General features: G+C 68.6%; 17 protein-coding genes and 2 pseudogenes. 6 read left to right on the forward strand and 13 right to left on the reverse strand.

All coding sequences use genetic code 11. The features are described 5' to 3' along the window. Positions 1-109: 109 nt before the first annotated feature. Both GWK25_RS13195 and GWK25_RS13200 read left to right on the forward strand, forming a co-directional pair. Positions 110-1,282 carry an ROK family transcriptional regulator gene (locus GWK25_RS13195; RefSeq protein ID WP_215450201.1) on the forward strand — a complete coding sequence of 391 codons (1,173 nt, stop codon included), beginning with the start codon at positions 110-112 and terminating at the stop codon, positions 1,280-1,282. 171 nt (positions 1,283-1,453) lie between these two features. Further along, the gene (locus GWK25_RS13200) at positions 1,454-2,164 is read left to right on the forward strand and encodes a 2-phosphosulfolactate phosphatase (RefSeq protein WP_215450203.1); all 711 of its coding nucleotides are present in this window, start codon (positions 1,454-1,456) and stop codon (positions 2,162-2,164) included. A 19-nt stretch (positions 2,165-2,183) separates the two neighbouring features. Here GWK25_RS13200 and GWK25_RS13205 read toward each other — a convergent pair. From GWK25_RS13205 to GWK25_RS13250, 9 genes and pseudogenes are all read right to left on the reverse strand, one after another. Next, positions 2,184-2,417 (reverse strand): annotated as a pseudogene (locus GWK25_RS13205) (IS5/IS1182 family transposase); the annotation flags it as partial. Positions 2,418-2,444: 27 nt separating this feature from the next. Further along, the gene (locus tag GWK25_RS13210; protein WP_215450205.1) at positions 2,445-3,143 is read right to left on the reverse strand and encodes an alpha/beta fold hydrolase; all 699 of its coding nucleotides are present in this window, start codon (positions 3,141-3,143) and stop codon (positions 2,445-2,447) included. Between the two features lie 125 nt (positions 3,144-3,268). Further along, on the reverse strand, positions 3,269-4,021 hold the full coding sequence (locus tag GWK25_RS44530) for a hypothetical protein (protein WP_215450207.1): 753 nt from the start codon (positions 4,019-4,021) through the stop codon (positions 3,269-3,271). Continuing rightward, positions 4,018-4,290: a PadR family transcriptional regulator gene (locus GWK25_RS13220; protein ID WP_308404227.1), complete on the reverse strand. Its 273-nt coding sequence runs from the start codon at positions 4,288-4,290 to the stop codon at positions 4,018-4,020. The genes GWK25_RS44530 and GWK25_RS13220 overlap by 4 nt, the downstream gene beginning before the upstream one ends. A gap of 218 nt (positions 4,291-4,508) precedes the next feature. Beyond that, positions 4,509-5,648 carry an N-methyl-L-tryptophan oxidase gene (solA, locus tag GWK25_RS13225; protein WP_215450211.1) on the reverse strand — a complete coding sequence of 380 codons (1,140 nt, stop codon included), beginning with the start codon at positions 5,646-5,648 and terminating at the stop codon, positions 4,509-4,511. 110 nt (positions 5,649-5,758) lie between these two features. Further along, the gene (locus GWK25_RS13230; protein WP_215450217.1) at positions 5,759-6,820 is read right to left on the reverse strand and encodes a tartrate dehydrogenase; all 1,062 of its coding nucleotides are present in this window, start codon (positions 6,818-6,820) and stop codon (positions 5,759-5,761) included. 465 nt (positions 6,821-7,285) lie between these two features. Beyond that, positions 7,286-7,690 carry an FAD-dependent oxidoreductase gene (locus GWK25_RS44730; protein WP_374200610.1) on the reverse strand — a complete coding sequence of 135 codons (405 nt, stop codon included), beginning with the start codon at positions 7,688-7,690 and terminating at the stop codon, positions 7,286-7,288. A 20-nt stretch (positions 7,691-7,710) separates the two neighbouring features. Then, positions 7,711-8,196, reverse strand: a complete 486-nt coding sequence (locus GWK25_RS13245; protein WP_215450219.1) for a RidA family protein — start codon at positions 8,194-8,196, stop codon at positions 7,711-7,713. Positions 8,197-8,252: 56 nt separating this feature from the next. Then, positions 8,253-8,933, reverse strand: coding sequence for a haloacid dehalogenase type II (locus tag GWK25_RS13250; protein WP_215450222.1), 681 nt, complete (start codon positions 8,931-8,933; stop codon positions 8,253-8,255). Between the two features lie 377 nt (positions 8,934-9,310). On the opposite strand from GWK25_RS13250, the gene GWK25_RS13255 reads away from it, so the two are divergent. Further along, positions 9,311-9,997, forward strand: a complete 687-nt coding sequence (locus tag GWK25_RS13255; RefSeq protein ID WP_215450224.1) for a GntR family transcriptional regulator — start codon at positions 9,311-9,313, stop codon at positions 9,995-9,997. A 500-nt stretch (positions 9,998-10,497) separates the two neighbouring features. Here GWK25_RS13255 and GWK25_RS13260 read toward each other — a convergent pair whose 3' ends face one another. The 3 genes from GWK25_RS13260 to GWK25_RS43440 form a co-directional block, all read right to left on the reverse strand. Next, positions 10,498-11,559, reverse strand: coding sequence for a low specificity L-threonine aldolase (locus GWK25_RS13260; protein ID WP_215450226.1), 1,062 nt, complete (start codon positions 11,557-11,559; stop codon positions 10,498-10,500). Between the two features lie 17 nt (positions 11,560-11,576). Continuing rightward, positions 11,577-11,720: a hypothetical protein gene (locus GWK25_RS43435; protein ID WP_251828847.1), complete on the reverse strand. Its 144-nt coding sequence runs from the start codon at positions 11,718-11,720 to the stop codon at positions 11,577-11,579. A 221-nt stretch (positions 11,721-11,941) separates the two neighbouring features. After that, positions 11,942-12,037, reverse strand: coding sequence for a hypothetical protein (locus tag GWK25_RS43440; protein WP_251828848.1), 96 nt, complete (start codon positions 12,035-12,037; stop codon positions 11,942-11,944). 141 nt (positions 12,038-12,178) lie between these two features. On the opposite strand from GWK25_RS43440, the gene GWK25_RS13270 reads away from it, so the two are divergent. Then, positions 12,179-13,084, forward strand: a complete 906-nt coding sequence (locus GWK25_RS13270) for a LysR family transcriptional regulator (protein WP_215450227.1) — start codon at positions 12,179-12,181, stop codon at positions 13,082-13,084. A gap of 55 nt (positions 13,085-13,139) precedes the next feature. Here GWK25_RS13270 and GWK25_RS44735 read toward each other — a convergent pair. Beyond that, a pseudogene (locus GWK25_RS44735) lies at positions 13,140-13,618 on the reverse strand (Tn3 family transposase); the annotation flags it as partial. A gap of 403 nt (positions 13,619-14,021) precedes the next feature. Here GWK25_RS44735 and GWK25_RS13275 point away from each other — a divergent pair. Then, complete coding sequence (locus GWK25_RS13275) at positions 14,022-14,507, forward strand: RidA family protein (protein ID WP_215450229.1); 486 nt, start codon at positions 14,022-14,024, stop codon at positions 14,505-14,507. 122 nt (positions 14,508-14,629) lie between these two features. Next, positions 14,630-15,736 (forward strand): alanine racemase, encoded by a 1,107-nt coding sequence (locus tag GWK25_RS13280; RefSeq protein ID WP_215450231.1) that lies wholly within the window; start codon positions 14,630-14,632, stop codon positions 15,734-15,736. The last annotated feature ends 15 nt before the right edge of the window (positions 15,737-15,751 follow it).

Here is a 15,751-nt window from a genome sequence, read left to right on the forward strand (position 1 = left end):
GTCGGCTTTCCACCCGGCCGACCCGCCCGACCCGGCCGCACTCACCGAGATCACCCCGGCGACCGAGACCACTGGTTCGGGCTGCGTACGGTCTGGCTAAGGTCATGAGGTGAGCAGCATCAACCCCACACCACGCGACTACAACACGGCACGCGTCCTTGAGGTGGTTCTCTCCCATGCGCCGCTGACCCGGAACAAGCTCATCGAGTCCACGGGGTTGAGCAAGGCGACGGTGTCGCGGGCCGTCGAAGACCTGCGCTCGCACGGGTTCGTCGTGGACGGGGGAGTCGACGACGTCGTCGGGCGTGGCCGTCCCTCGACGTACCTCGACGTGCCCGAGACGGCCGGCCACGTCGTGGGGGTCGGCTTCGGCGCCGTGACCACCGGCGTGCTGGTGACCGACCTCCGCGGCCGCGAGATCGGACACGTGGTCGTCCCGACGGTCGAGCACCACGACGTCCCTGCCGGCGGCCGGTGGCTGGCCGACCTGGTCGCACAGACCAGCGCCTCGGCACGAGGGCCCCGGCGCCAGATCGTCGTGGCACTGCCCGCTCATGTCCGCGACAGCACCGAGGTCCTTCGGCCCGCCGATCCGATGAAGATCTTCTCCGGCAGAGACCTCCACCGAATCCTCGAGGAACTCCTCGACACTCCAGTGACCTTCGACAGTGACGCGAACGCGTCCCTGCTCCAGGTGCTCACGGACGACGTGAGCATCCACAACGCCGCCCTGTTCAGCCTCAGCAGCACCGTGAACTTCGCGACGTGCAGGGACCGGGAACTGGCTCGGGGACGTACTCCTGCGTTCGGCGACATCGGTTCCCTCTCCTCGGGTGTCGACGACCGCACACTCAACGGGATGCTGAGCACCGCGGGGCTTGCGAAGCTCGCTCGTGAACACGGACTGGACACCGAGCGCGTCGAGGACCTGTGGCTCATGCCTCCAGACCATCAAGCTCGTGCGGAGATACTCAAGGCATTCACGACGGCGGTCACGACCGCCGTGAGTGTCGTCGCGGTGACCCTCGATCCCGAATCCGTCTACTTCGTCGGCCGGTTGCGCCCTTTGGTGGAGGAGGCGCTCCCCGAAGTGCGCAGGCGACTCGAGCACAGCTTGCCGGCCGTGCCCCGGATCACGACCGTCTCCCAGGTCCTGGGACTCTCGGTGGCGCGCGGCGCGGTGCACGCCGGCCTGGCCATGACCCACGACCGCCTGCAGGACGCACTGCTCAAGGCACGCGCTCAGGGTCCGCAGCAGGAACAGGCCGCGCCGACGTTCTGATCCGCAAGAGCCGCGACGGGGCGTGGCCGTGAACGCCGTGGGCAGCCGGGAAGCGTCCTTCGCCCGATTGCTGGGCGCGTGCCCGTGCGGTAGCCGCCCAGCGGATCCCGAGTCACCGAAGATCGTCAACGTGTCTTGTGGACCGCTTCAGCGGGCTGCGACCATCCCGGCATGGGCTCGCGAGTAGTCGGAATACCCGACGTGGACGGCACCGAACAGGTGGCCGTTGTGATCGATGTGATGCGGGCGTTCACCACCGCGGCATGGGCTTTCCACCGTGGGGCAGACAAGATCGTTCTCGCTGCCGACGAGGGCGAGGCACTGGCGATCAAGGCGTGTCACCCAGGCTGGCTTGCGCTCAAGGACGGGGCACTGGTCAACGGGTTCGACCTGGTCAACTCCCCTGGCCTGATCCAGGAGGCCGACTTGACTGGCCGCACCGTGATTCAAAAGACGACTGCGGGAACGGTCGGGGCCCTGGCGGTTGTCGAGGCGAAATTGGCGCTGTGCGCCAGTTTCGTCGTGGCCGGCGCGACGGCCCGGGCCCTGACAGATGCCGGCGCCGACTCGGTGACATTCGTGGCCACCGGCGAGGACGGCCGTGCCGCCGAGGATCTGGCCTGCGCCGAGTACCTGGATCGGCTCCTGGCCGGGGATCGTCTCGACCCCGGCCCTTGTCTGCACCGTGCCCGCACCTCCCCGGCCGCGGACGACCTGCGCAGCGGGCGACGCCGCGGTGCTCACCCCACCGATGTGGAGTTGTGTTTGGAGGTCGACCAGTTCGACTTCGCCATGAAGGTGGGGCTCGAGGAAGGGATGGCAATGCTGCGGCCGCTCCGGACTCGACCAGATGCGGTGTCCGCTGTACACCGTGCACGGTAATCAATGAGCCGTTCCCGCTTCACGCCGACGCGAGGTGGAGGGTGAGGACGGCCTTGACGATGTCGGTGATCCGGATGGTGCCGCAGCGCAGCTTGCGCAGTAGGCGCCAGCCCTTGGGCGTGGCCAAGCCTGCTCGCCCACGGCGCGGATCTTCGCATGGGCGACGTTGACCGCCTGCTTGCCGTCCGAAGGCGTCGCTGATCACCTGCACGTTCATGCCGTGCTTCTTGTGCTTGCCGGAGTAGAACGGGCGTCGGCGGCGACCCGCATGCGTCTGCGGTCACGCCCCGGCTATGTCGAGGAGGACCCGCGCCAGTTCGCGTGGCTGGGAGAACATCGGCCAGTGGCCGGTGTCCATCTCGATCAGCCGCCAGTGCCCAAGGGTCAGCAGCTTGGCTACGTCATCGCTCGGCTCTGGGTCATCGAGCGTGCACTTGATGTAAGTCGCCGGGAGGTCGCCGAGCGGCTTTTCCAGCATGGCGGGTTCGGTCAGCGTGGCACCCGGGTGCGGCGTCGCACCGTGCACGATCCGTGCGATCTGCTCATCGGTGAGACCGTGGCCCTCGAAGTGGGCCGGGGGCGCGACCGGCCAGAATCCTCCGTTCTCGGCGATCGATGCCCGCACCATCGCCCCGCCGTCCGGCCAGGCGGAGACGAACGGTTCACCATCGGCCGGAACACTGGAGTCGAGGAAGACCATGTGCGTGAGCCGGTCGCCGATCCGCCCGGCGGCCTGACCGCTGGGGATACCCGAGTAGCTGTGACCTACCAGAACGACTTCACGCAGGTCCTGGTGCTCGACCTCGTCAACGATGTCCTGGACGTGGGTCTGCTGCCCAGCCGGCACCCCTTGCTTCTCGGCGAGGCCGGAAAGGGTCAGTGGGTGGACGCCATGGCCGGCCGCACGCAGATGCGGCACCACATCGTCCCAGGCCCACGATCCGAGTCGCGCACCTGCAATGAGCACAAAGTTCACCATGGCCGCAACGTAGCGGAGCGGCCCGACGACCGCTTCGGAAATGCTTTCGATACATGGACGAAGGGCGACCACGAGCTACCCGTGAGAGGTCGCAGAACTCGTTTGATGGGCGAAGACGCGCCGGCCTAGCCGCCCTCGGCGTTCTCGCGCGCCGAGGCGAGTTCGATGCCCCTGATCCGGCGCAGCCACCCGACGAGAAGGCGCAGAGCGATGCCGCATCCGGCGCACCAGCCCCAGCCCTCGGTGAGCAGGGTGTGCAGGCCGTCCGCGTGCTGGATGTAGACGACCTGGGTGCCGACGACGGCGGTGATTAGTCCGTTCGTTCGTGATTCCTTCGAGAGCAGCCAGTCGACCGGCAGCCACACGGGGGCGACCACGTCTCGTAGGCGCATGCGCAATGCCGCCCAGAGGAAGCCGAGGGCGTAACGCGCCCTGCGGCTGGAGGAGAGGACGATGCCGTTTCCCGGATCGCCTGCCAGGACCGCTGCCCACTCCTGCCGCAGGTGTGCCCTGTGCCGGCCTGCCACGAAGGAGGCGAGGTCCACGGTCCGGCGGGCGGCTCTGCCCGGTGCGGGGGGCGTACGCGTGTGGGAGGAGGCCGGGGTCTCTTCCTCCGCGCCCGGCGGGCGATTGCGTAGAGCGGTGATCAAGAGGCTGGCGGTGGCGAGCAGGATGGCGAGTGCCGTGATCGCGCCGAAGAGCCAGCCGCCGCTGAGCAGGGCTTGGGCGAACGCCGACTCCGGGTCGAGCAGCTTCACCCCGAAGCCCACCAGCAAGAAGATCGCGGTCGTCGTTCCGGCCAGGATCGGGACCAGAACGGCGAGAACAGCCAGCCACCCGGGGCGGTCGTCCTCTTCGTGCTGCCCCTCCGTACTCATGCCGCGCCCCCTTCAGCCCTGGCGCGCAGCCCGAAGAACCGGGGCTTCCGTTCCCTCGCCTCGCGCGCTGCCTGCTGGCCGACTGCCGTGAGCTCGTAGTAGTACCGCTTGGGCCTGCCTGGGTGCTCCCCGGTCTCCTCGTACCGGGTGGCCCATCCCGCGTCGACCAGGCGCTCGAGGATGGGGTACACCGTCCCCGACCCGAGATCGGCCTCCTCGCAGATCTTCAGACCCCAGGCGGGGGAGTCGGGGGTGGACGCCAGCAACACTTTGATCACCTCAAGTGTCGGGCGTGTGAGTCGAATTGATGCCATGCCACGAGTGAAGCACCGCGTGGAGCATATGTCGAGTACGACAGATGGGTGCTGCGGTCGAGACGGGAGCCGAGGGTACGGCGGTCGGAGCCAGGCGCCTGTCCGACAGGTCATGTGTCCAGGCTGACGCCTTGGACGGGGTCAGAGGGTGAAGGGGGTGGAGGTGTTCATGGTCATGCCTCCGTACGGCCGATGGTGGAGAGGAAGCCGATGGGCTGGGGCGAGGTGCCGTCCAGGGCGAGGTCGGCGGCTATGTCGCCGAAGGCGGGTGAGAGTTTGAAGCCGTGGCCGGAGAACCCGGCGAGCAGGATGACGTTCTCGGCGCCGGGCAGCGGGCCGACCAGCGGGCGGGAGCTCTCGGTGTAGCCCTCCATGAAGGCCGTGAGACGGGTCGGGTCCGGGTGCAGGTCGGGCAGGTAACGGCCGATCAACTCCCTGAAGACCTCCAGCTCTTCCGGCCGCACCGTCCGCTCCAGCTGGTTCGGGTCTTCGACGACCCGGTGCAGTACGCGGTTCAGGCCGAGCTTGACGGAGATGCCGTCCGGGGAGGGCAGGCCGTACCAGTGGGCGGGTGCCGTGCGGATGAACGCCGGGCGCTCCTCGCCGAACCAGGCCTCGGGGTCGGTCGGCACGAACCAGGCGCTGATGACGCGGCGGATGTCCACCTCCCAGGGCAGGTCGGGCAGCAGGTCGTTGACCCAGGGGCCGGGGGTGACGACGGCGGTGTCGAAGCGCTCGCTGCCGGCGTCGGTGCGGATCTCCACTCCGCCGGCGACGGGGACGATCTCGCGGACCGTGGTGTAGCGGTGGATCACGGCGCCCAGCTGCTCGGCGCGGCGGGCGGCGGTCTGGATGGTCAGCTCGGGGCGGATGAAGCCGGCGCGGCGGTCGAGCACGGCCGCGTCGCCATCCTCGATGCGGTACTGCGGGAAGCGCTTGGCGAGGGCTTCGGCGTCCAGTACCTCGTGGTCGAGGTCGTGCTCGGCGATGGACTGCAGGACGGTGGCCATCTGCTGGTGATCGGTCGGCCCCATCAGCAGGCATCCGGTCAGGCGGCGCAGCTCGCGGCCGGTCTCCTGCTGGAGCTGCTCCCACAGGGTGTCGGCGTGCTTGAGGAGGGTGACGTAGCGGGAGTCCTCGAAGTGGGCGCTGCGGAAGATGCGGGTCTCGCCGCCGGCCGCGCTGCGGTCGTGGCCGGGAGCGTAGCGGTCGTAGCCGACGACCTCGGCGCCGCGGGCCGCCAGCCGCCAGGCGGCCTGGCTGCCCATCGTTCCGACGCCGACCACCGCGACGCGTTTCTTCGCAGCTGACACGGGACTTTCCTTTCGTATCGCCGGGGCGCTTGCTGTGCCCTCGACGCGCGGCTGTTCGATCGTGGTGGTGGGGGAGGGGAGCCGGGCTCCGAGTTCGAAGGGCCGGGCGGTCAGAGCAGTTCCAGCAGCTTCCCGGTGAACTCGTCGGTCGTCGCCGTACCGCCCAGGTCGCGGGTTCGCACATCCGACTTGGCCAGGACGGCGGTGATGGCGTTGTCGATGTCCCGGGCGGCCTCGGGGTGGCCGAGGTGGTCGAGCATCATGGCCGCGGACCAGATCGCACCCAGCGGGTTGGCGATGCCCTGGCCCGCGATGTCGGGCGCGGAGCCGTGCACGGGCTCGAACATCGAGGGGAAGTCCCGCTCGGGGTTGAGGTTGGCCGCCGGGGCGATGCCGATGGATCCGGCGACCGCGGCCGCGAGGTCACTGAGGATGTCGCCGAAGAGATTGGAGGCGACGACTACGTCGAAGCGGGCGGGGTCGAGGACGAACTTCGCGGCCAGCGCGTCGATGTGCTCCTGGTCCCAGGTGACGCCGGGGTGCTCTGCGGCCCGCTCGGCGATCAGCTCGTCCCAGAACGGCATGGTGTGGATGATGCCGTTGGACTTGGTGGCGGAGGTGAGTCTCCCCCGGCGGCGGGTGGCGAGGGAGAACGCGTAGTCGGCGACACGGGTGACCCCCGCGCGGGTGAACACCGCCTCCTGAACGGCCAGTTCCTCGGCCGTTCCCTGGTTCAGCCGCCCGCCGATCTCGCTGTACTCGCCCTCGACGTTCTCCCGTACGACGACGAGGTCGACCTCGCCCGCGGCGGCGCTGCGCAGCGGGCTGTCCACGCCCTCGAAGACCCGGATCGGCCGCAGGTTGACGTACTGGCGGAAGGCGCGGCGGATGGGGATCAGCAAACCCCACAGCGATACGTGGTCCGGTACGCCCGGGTAGCCGACGGCGCCCAGCAGGATCGCCTCCGCCTCGCGCAGCCGGTCCAGGCCGTCCTCGGGCATCATCGAGCCCTCGCGTGCGTAGCGCTCGCAGGACCAGTCGTAGGAGGTGTAGGAGAAGCCGATTCCGTGGCGGCGGCCGACGGCGTCCAGGACGCGCCGGGCGGGCGGCAGGACCTCGGTCCCGATGCCGTCACCGGGGATGAGGGCGATGCGGTGGTGGTGGTGCGTCATACGTCCGATTGCAGCAGCGGGGCGGGCAGCGCGTCCAAGACGCGATCCCGATCTGCCTTATAAGGCCGGCTTATAAGGGGCCCCATCGCGGTCCTCTCTCGCCATCGCAGGCGGACCGGAGCGGGCGCCTGCGGCGGGGCCACGACGGGATTCCTCCGTGGTCCCGGCGGCGGGGTGGCGCCGGCGCCCCAGTGGCGGGGGGCCCGGCAACAAGCCGGCACCTGGTCGGGCTGCGGCGTCGCGCTATGGCGTCGGGCGGGCCCGGTGTCGGTCGGGCAGACGGTGGGGCATGAGCGGCTCACGGATGACGAACACCCGGAACTTCAGTGCTGCTTCGGACAGTTGGGAGTCGCGGCTCCACACCAGGCTGATCAACCGGTGGCAGTCGGGCGTGTCCACGTGCACGCCTTCCGGCCCCGCGGCCAGAGCTTGGACGCCTCAAGACACCGACTTCCCGCCGACTGTTCAGAGCCAATCGCGCCGCTTGAAGATGACGTACAAAGTGGCGCGGATGGGGTGGTTCGTGGGCGCTCCGGGGTGGGCCGAGAGCCAGCCGCCGTTGCGCCCCGATGCGCCGTCGCCGACCTGTTCGGCCTCGAAGACGGCGACCGAGAGCGACGGTTCGAGCTTCTTGGCGAAGTACGCCGCCCACAGGCCGGTGTAGCCGCCGTCGACCGAGAGGGGGTTGCCCGGTGACGTACGAGGATTCCGGCGACGGGAGGCAGAGGACGGCGTCGGCGCTCTCCTCGGGAAGGGCGAGGCGCCGGAGCGGGATCTGCCCCCTCGCGCCGGCCAGCAGGATCTGTCCCGGGGGGCGATCGTGCCGGCCGCGGGCGTCGAGTGGGTCTTGAAGCCGGGCCGCCGCCGCACTGCTCATGAGTGGCTCGCCGCTACACAGCGGTGCAGACGACCTGGATCTCGACAGGGGTGTTGAGAGGCAGACCGGCGACACCGATCGCGGTGCGGGCGTGCCGTCCGTTCTCACCCAGTACTTCGATGAGTAGTTCACTGGCCGCGTTGGCGACCTGTGACTGCTGACCGAAGTCCGGTGTGCTGGCCACGAAGACCAGCATCTGCACGATCCTGAACCGGTCCAGATCACCCACCGCCTGCACAGCGGCAGCGAGCGCGTTGAGCGCGGCATGGCGTGCGAGCTCCTGCGCGGTCTCCAGCTCCACGTCACGGCCGACAACGCCCTGACCCAGCAGCTCGCCGTCCTTGAAGGGGAGTTGGCCGGAGAGGTGGATGGTGGAGCCCACCGTCCGGTGGGGCACGAGGTACGTGGTGCCGGCGAGGACGGGAAGCTTCAGTCCCAGGGCCCGGAGCCTTTCTGAAGCCGAGTCACCCTTGACGGTTTGAGGCAGGGGCTGAGTCATGCCGCCACCGCCTTGCTGCGCATCATTTTGTTCGGTTCTCCGCTCAGGTGCAGGCGTCAGGGGCGCGGGAGGCCGAAGAGGACGGGGAGGTCGGCGATGTCGGTGATCCGCTCGTAGCCGAGCCAGTGCTCGTCGTGCTCCCAGCCGCGGTCCATGTACACCTTGTTCTCGATGCCCATGATCGCCGCGGGACGATGGTCGTACATGGGGCTCGCGGAGACGTGGACGATCTCGTCGGGTGTCACGCCGAGCTTGTCGAACATGTACTCAAAGGCGCGGAGTCGCGGCTTGTAGACGCCCATCTCCTCGGCGCTGATGACGACCTCGAACGGGGCCTTCAGGTTCTCCGAGAGGCGCTTTGCGTGCGCGGTGTCGCTGTTCGTGATGATCACCAGCGGGACTTCCTCGGCCAGGCGGTTCAGCGCCTCGGTGACACCGGGGTACGGGCCCCAGGTGGGGATGGTCTCGTACACCGCCCGCGCCTCGTCCTCGCGGTACTCCAGACCGACCTTGTGCAGGGCGCGCTCCATGGAACGGGCGACGACCTGGTGGAACGGCTGGTACGCGCCCGTGCACTCGTCGATCCGGTACGCCTTGCAGATCCGCAGGAACTCGTCGGCGACCTCGGCCGGCAGCCGGTCGCCCAGGACCTCACGCATGGTGTCGTTGATGCTGAACTTGATCAACGTTCCGTTCATGTCGAACGTCACGAACTTGGGCTTGGCGTCGAATCCCATGAGTCCTCCTAGTGCTTCAGCGAGGGCCGGCCTTGGTCGATTGTCGACCATTTAGTTGGTCGATTGTCGACCAATCGAGTCTCGACTGTCAACAGCGTCGGAGAAGTGCCCTCAGGCGGACCCGGCGCCGGCTCATCGAGCGGGTTCGTCGGCAACGGCAGGTCGCCGGTCAACCGGGCGCTCGGCTTCTGACGTGAAACCTGGCACCGACTCGACGAAGTAGGCCGAAGGGGTGGCAGACCCGGATGGGGTACCGCTGTGCAAATCAGCGAGTTGCGTGCCTGGCGGTCAAGTTGAGGCGTGGATGCGGCAAAACCAGCAGGGGTATAGTCGACAAACGACCAGGTGGTCGGGCGTGGGCAGGAGAGGGTAACGGGGTGGACCACAAGTTCGAGTGGCAGGAGCAGCGGACGACAACGCCGGACGGTGTCTACCGCACGTTGCGTGCCGCCATCCTCGATGGAAGCGTCCCTCCTGGTGGCCAGCTGCGCGAGGCGCACATCGCCGCTGATCTGGGGATCAGCCGGTCCCCGCTGCGTGAGGCGCTGACCAAGCTGGAGGAGGAAGGGCTGGTCGTCAAGATCCCCTACCGCGGGGCGTTCGTCGTAGAGGTGAGCGCTCGTGAGGTCGCCGAGATCGACTCGATCCGGCTACGTGTCGAGCCGTACGCCGCCGAGCTCTCGGCCGAAGCGCTGCGTGGCCCTGAGCGGCCGCAGTTGCTGCAGACCGTCGAGGATCTCCGTCGGGCGATGGAGGAGGACGACATTCCGGCCAGCATCGACGCGCACCTCCGCTTCCACAGGCTCTTCTACGATCTCTCGGGGCACGGCGTCCTGCAGAGTCTCTGGAACGGCTGGGAGACCAAGCTGCGCCTCCACCTCAGCGTCGACCACCGCACCTACAGCGACAACCCGCAGCAACTGGTCGTCGAGCACGAGAGGTTGGCCGCCGTCGCCCTGGAAGGCGACACCGACGCGTTCCGCCACGAAATAGCTGCCCACTTCCCCATGGGGCTGGGAGCCCGGGCGGCAGGTCCAGGGGAACACACGCCCCGGCACACTTGAGGCGTTGGCGACGTGCCTGAAGTGTCAAAGCCCGCTCGCCACTGTGACGTCGCATGCACGCCGATGCCGAAACGTCGAGGATCAAGCTCGCACCCTCCACACGATCTGTGGTGGATCGTGAGTCAGGGTTGCAGGCTGCCGACCGCCGACATCGTGCGGCGGGTGGGCCACCTTGCATGCAAGGACTGATGCCGCAGTCGCACAGGGTAGGGGTCGCACCTGAGGCCGTACCTGCCTATCGGTAGGAAGGGAATGACCAACCCCCGCTGTGCGTCGGCTGGATGCCTCCGCGCCACGCTCGTTGTTCTCTCGGATCTTCCCGAAGGCCGGCGGCGTTCTTCCGGCCGTGAACGGGCCCGTTGCCGCCACGCGATGCCGCTGCCAGGTTCGTCGCCACGGGCCTGCAGGGCAATCGCCGGTGCTCTTGCGAGGCTCCTGGCGCGGCCGGAACCGCGGCCGTTGCGCGCTGAGCAAGCCGCCTTGCCCGTTACAGCCGGTGGTCAGCGGGTGTGGCGGTGGACCGCGTCCAGGAACTGATCGATGTCTTCAGGGGTGTGAGCGAAGGAGGTGACGAGTCGGACGATGCCCGGCGCCCAGCGGTCGTGGTAAAAGGTGTAACCCTCCGCGAGCAGCCCTTCGGTTGTCTGCTGGGGCAGGCGGCAGAAGAGAATGTTGGCCTGCGGGCTGCTGAGGAGTTCGGTGCCGGGGATGGCCTTGAGACCGTCGCCGAGCCGGGCGGCCATCGCGTTGGCCCGGCGGGCGTTACGCAGCCACAGACCGTCGGTGAGGTAGGCGTCGAACTGGACTGTGTGAAAGCGCATCTTGGAGGCGAGCTGGCCGGCCCGCTTGGCACGGAAGGCGAGTTCGGAGGCCAGCGCCGGATCGAAGGAGACGATGGCCTCTGCGGTCATCGCGCCGTTCTTGGTCGCCCCGAAGGACAGCACGTCGATGCCGGCCTTCCAGGTCATCTCGGCCGGGGTGACGCCGAGGTGGTCCAGGGCGTTGGCGAAACGGGCGCCGTCCATGTGGACGCGCAGTCCCGCGTCCTTCGCGATGGTGGCCAGACGGCCGATCTCGTCCAGGGTGTAGACGCTGCCGCGCTCCGTGGCCTGGCTGATGCTCACCACCGACGGCTGCACACTGTGAACGTCACCGGCTCTGCGGCGCACCGTCTCGCGGAGCGCGTCGGAGTCGATCTTGCTGTCGTCGCCGGGAACCGGGACGAGTTTGGCGCCGCCTGTGAAGAACTCCGGCGCACCGCACTCGTCGACATTGATGTGACTGCTCGGGTGGCACAGCACGCTGCCCCAGGGCGGGGTCAGAGCGGCCAGGCTCAGGCAGTTCGCGGCGGTTCCGGTGGAGACCGGGAAGACCTCGACGTCACGTTCGAAGATCTCGCTCAACCTGTGGCGGACGCTGCCGGTGAAGGGGTCGTCGCCGTACGACTGGGCATACCCGGCTGCCGCCGCGGCGACGGCCTGCACTATCTCGGGCGAGGCGCCCGCGATGTTGTCGCTGATGAAGGCCCGATGGGCGGGGATGACGTCGGTGCTGGTGCTCATGGGTGACGTTCCTTGGCTCAGGTGCTGACGGGGGAGGCGAAGACGACGGTGTTGTCCACTGCCTCGGCGGCGGTGCGGTAGAAGTGCGGGGCATCGCCGGTGAAGGCGAGCATGCCGCCGGGGCCCAGGCCCTGCGTGGCATCCACGGACCCGGTGGGCACGTGCCCGACGGCGACGAGCAGGTACTCGATCGCGCCGGTGGCGTGGCTTCGTCTCGGGCAGGATGCGCAGCCGACAGATCTCCAGGCTGTTGCCACTGCTGCTGCGCAGCAGCTCCCTGGCGACCTCGCCCGGCTCGGCGGGCGTGCCCGGCCGGTAGACCGGCCCGGCGCCGGCGTCGCACGTCGGCAGGTCGCGATCGGAATGCGCAGCGCAGCCGCGATCACGTCCAGGCTGTCATCGGCGGATCGCCCGCCTCCAGCTGCGAGAGCGTGCCCTTGCTCAGCCCGGCGCGCCGGGCCGTCTCCGTGGCGCTCATGCCACGCTGCCGGCGGCGGCGCGGCGCAGACGGATCTTCGCGCCGATTGCAGAGCGTGCATGCGCCCACACTGCCTCGTCGGCACTTTGAAGGCCACAAGCAACTTCTAAACCTAAGATGTAGCGGCGCTACACTTTCACCATGGACGAACGGCAGCTGCGGATCCTGCGCGAACTGGGGGATCTCGGCAGCGTCAGCGCGGTCGCCGAAGCGCTGCACGTGACGCCCTCCGCGATCTCGCAGCAGCTGCGGCTGCTGCAGCGCGCAATCCCCCTACCGCTCACCGAACGCGCCGGACGCCGCTTGGTCCTGACCGACGCCGGGCAGGCCCTGGCTGCCGCGGCCATCAAGGTCGAGACAGCCCTGGCCCAAGCCAGGCACACGGTCACCGACTTCGCCGAGAACCCCGACGGCACCGTCTCGCTGGCCGCATTCCACAGCGCAGCGTCCGCCTTCTTCCCGATCCTGCTGCGCGGCCTTGCCGAGCCCGGGCGACCCCGCCTGGCGCTCGCGGACGAGGACGTCGCCCAGGACCGCGTCCCGGCCCTCACCCGTCACTACGATCTCGTGCTCGCCCACCGCTTGGATCACGGCCCTCAATGGCCACGCACAGTGACCGCCATTACGTTGCTGAGCGAGCCCCTCGATGTCGCCCTGCCAGCCGACCATGTGCTGGCGTCCAAGCCGCTGCTCACGCCGCGGGACGTGGCGGACCAGCCCTGGATCACGGTGCACGACGGCTTCCCGCTGATGTCCATCATCGAGGCCATCGCGAGCATGGCGAACCGTCGGCTCGACATCGTCCACCGCGTCAACGAATTCGCGGTGGTCGCCGAGGCCGTCGCCGCAGGCGGCGGCCTCGCGCTGATGCCCCGTTGGACCGCTCGGCCGCACCCCGACGTCGTCCTCAAGCCGCTCGGCGGAGTACACGCCCGACGCGACATCGACGTCCTCCACCGGCCCGAGCGCACCGCCCGGAAGGCCGTCCGCACAGTCCTTGCCGAGTTGCACCGCGCCGCCGCACACATCCAGGGCCGCGACCGCTGACTTGCGCCAACCGCTAGCGGCTCCGTGGCACAGCTCAAGGAACAGGCGACAGCTGTCACACGGCCTCCACCGCCCGGTTGGATCGACGGTACCGCCGTGAGGATGCGTCATCGCCGTCATAGTCGTCGAGGTCGAGCTCGACCGCGTCCGGGTCCCGCAGCGGGCGCAGGGCGTCGGTGGCCGGGCCGCCGACAGTATGTTGTGGTCCAGAGCACCATGGTCGGGGTACGCCTGGTGGATGGTGCAGCGTTTGCGGTGGTACACGTCCTGGGCCCGGCTTGTACCTCGATTCCTGTACGGGGAACTGCCAGTTCATCTGCCGCCGGTAGGTGTCGTCCACCGGGTCGACCACCCATAACAGGTGCTCAGTCTTGGCGATCCATCCGTACTCCGCGAACGCCGCATCCACCGCGCCGTACGTGCCCGTCTCGACACCGGGAACCGTGGCCCCGGATCCGCTGGTTCCAAGTCGCGGAATCTTGGGCTGAGGTCGTAGCTGAGGATCTTGAACAGGCCGAACACCATGTCGGAGTACTCGTGGTACTCGTAGCTGTCCCGTAGCTACCGCGCATGCTCATACGCCGTCTTCGGCCGCGCTTGGTGAGGCCGGCCACGCACATGGTCGTCAGTGCCGAAGCGGATGAAACCGGTGAGCCAGGTCTCGCCGTCGACCGTCGTTTCCGGCGGCGGGCGGTACAGCCGCATGCGGTGTTCCGAGGTCGCATTCGAGGCTGAGCTTGGTATTGACAGTGCTCAACAGGCGCCCATATGGTCGACAAACGACAATGACGTGGTTGGTTTAAGCCGCCATACGGCGTTTTATCGCCCCTGCTACTCGAGAGGAGAACCGAGTGCAGATGACCAAGATTCATGCGAAGCGGGTTCTCGGGGCCCACCCCGTGGGCATGCGCCCTGCGCCGCACGCGGAGGTGGCGCGATGAGCCAGTCCGTGGCTTCCGCAGCGAGCACCGGCTCGGCTTCCGGTCGGCTTCAGGTCCTGGGCCTGGCGCTTCCCGAGCTCAGCGACAACCCGTACTACGTGCACCACCGGGCGGTGGGTGCCAGTATCTACATCTCGGGTCAGCTGCCTTACAAGGACGGTTGGCTGCTGGGGCAGGGCACTGTGGGCAGGGACGTGGAGCTGGAGACGGCGCGGTCGCTCGCCCGCCATGCCGTGCTCAACTGCCTCGCTGCCGCTGTGCAGGCGGTGGGTGATCTGGACCGGGTCCGGATCGTGCAGATGCTGGTCTTCGTGGCCAGTACGCCGGACTTCGGTCAGCAGTCGCAGGTCGCCAACGCGGCCAGTGACCTGCTCATCGAGGTACTGGGTGAGAACGGGCGGCACGCCCGTACCGCGATCGGTGTCGCCGGGCTGCCGCTCAACAGTCCGGTCGAGATCCAGATGGTCTGCACCGCTGCGTAGGGCGGGCCCATCGGCAGTGCACGCAAGTGGGCGCGATATCGCGGGCCGCGTGTTCGGTATTCAGAGGGAGTCAGCACCCGCGCCCCTCGATCATTCCAGGCAGAACCACAAGGAGGGGCAGCGTGAACCGGCTGCAACGAGCACTCGACGCTCTGGTCGAGCGGATCGACACCCCCGCGCCGATCGTGCTGGTCGACGTCATGCAAGGCAACATCGACCGCATCCAGAGCTTCGCGGACCAGCAGGCCCTCCAGGTCAGGCCGCACGTCAAGACACACAAGTGCGTGGAGATCGGGCGGCGCCAGATCGAGGCCGGCGCGGTCGGGATCACCGCCGGTAATGTCGGTGAGGCCGAGGTCTTCGCCGCGGCCGGGTTCGACGACATCTTCCTCGCCTACCCGATCTGGGCCGCGGGATCGAAGAAGTCCCGGATCCGCAAGCTCGCCGAGTCCGCCCGCCTGCGGGTCGGCGCCGACAACGTCGCGGCGATCGAGGCTCTCGCCGACGCGATGGGTGACGAACCCGGGCGGCTGCAGGTCGTGATCGAGGTGGACTGCGGTGCCCGTCGTTCCGGCGCGCCGCCCGAGGCCGCGGGCGACCTCGCGCTCGCCGCCCGCAGGCGCGGTCTGGTGCCGGTGGGAGTCTTCACCTATCCAGGCCACGGCTGCAATGGCCCCGATGCCCGCCGGCGCGCAGCGCGGGACCAGGAGGCCGCGCTCACCACCGCGGTACGCAGCCTCGAAGGCGTCGGCGTCACCGCTGAGGTGGTGAGTGCCGGTTCCACTCCCACTCTGGAGTTCTCCACGAGCAGTGTGATCACCGAGATCCGTCCCGGCGAGTACGTCTTCGGCGATCTGAACAATGCCCGGCTGGGCGCCTGCACGGAGGACCAGATCGCGCTGTTCGTCGCCGGGACCGTGGTCAGTGACTGGGTCCCCGGCCAGGTCATCGTCGATGTGGGCAACAAGGCCCTCAGCAAGGAAGGCGGCCCCGACATCGGCTACGGCGGCATCGCCGGCACGAAGGCGGTCCTGTCCAAGGTCAACGAGTACCACGGGTTCCTCCCGCTGCCGGAGGGCGACTTCCGCCCCAGTGTCGGCACCGTCGTCCCCGTGGTGCCGAACCATGTGTGCCCGGTCGTCCTCGGTTTCGAGGAACTGATCGTCACCGACAGCACGGGCACGTCGCTGCAGCGCTGGCCGGTCGACGCCCGCGGATTCCTCAACTGACCGGCATGGGAGGCG

The sequence above is a fragment of the Streptomyces sp. ATCC 21386 genome, assembly GCF_018728545.1.
Classification (GTDB): domain Bacteria; phylum Actinomycetota; class Actinomycetes; order Streptomycetales; family Streptomycetaceae; genus Streptomyces.

What these genes read in the sequence shown, in the direction of transcription:
- GWK25_RS13245 (WP_215450219.1), bottom strand. Translation starts at nt 8,196, where the DNA reads ATGACTCAGCCCCTGCCTCAAACCGTCAAGGGTGACTCGGCTTCAGAA.
- GWK25_RS13230 (WP_215450217.1), bottom strand. Translation starts at nt 6,820, where the DNA reads ATGACGCACCACCACCACCGCATCGCCCTCATCCCCGGTGACGGCATC.
- GWK25_RS13260 (WP_215450226.1), bottom strand. Translation starts at nt 11,559, where the DNA reads ATGAGCACCAGCACCGACGTCATCCCCGCCCATCGGGCCTTCATCAGC.
- GWK25_RS44530 (WP_215450207.1), bottom strand. Translation starts at nt 4,021, where the DNA reads ATGAGTACGGAGGGGCAGCACGAAGAGGACGACCGCCCCGGGTGGCTG.
- GWK25_RS43440 (WP_251828848.1), bottom strand. Translation starts at nt 12,037, where the DNA reads ATGAGCGCCACGGAGACGGCCCGGCGCGCCGGGCTGAGCAAGGGCACG.
- GWK25_RS13275 (WP_215450229.1), top strand. Translation starts at nt 14,022, where the DNA reads ATGAGCCAGTCCGTGGCTTCCGCAGCGAGCACCGGCTCGGCTTCCGGT.
- GWK25_RS13270 (WP_215450227.1), top strand. Translation starts at nt 12,179, where the DNA reads ATGGACGAACGGCAGCTGCGGATCCTGCGCGAACTGGGGGATCTCGGC.
- GWK25_RS13250 (WP_215450222.1), bottom strand. Translation starts at nt 8,933, where the DNA reads ATGGGATTCGACGCCAAGCCCAAGTTCGTGACGTTCGACATGAACGGA.
- GWK25_RS13200 (WP_215450203.1), top strand. Translation starts at nt 1,454, where the DNA reads ATGGGCTCGCGAGTAGTCGGAATACCCGACGTGGACGGCACCGAACAG.
- GWK25_RS13210 (WP_215450205.1), bottom strand. Translation starts at nt 3,143, where the DNA reads ATGGTGAACTTTGTGCTCATTGCAGGTGCGCGACTCGGATCGTGGGCC.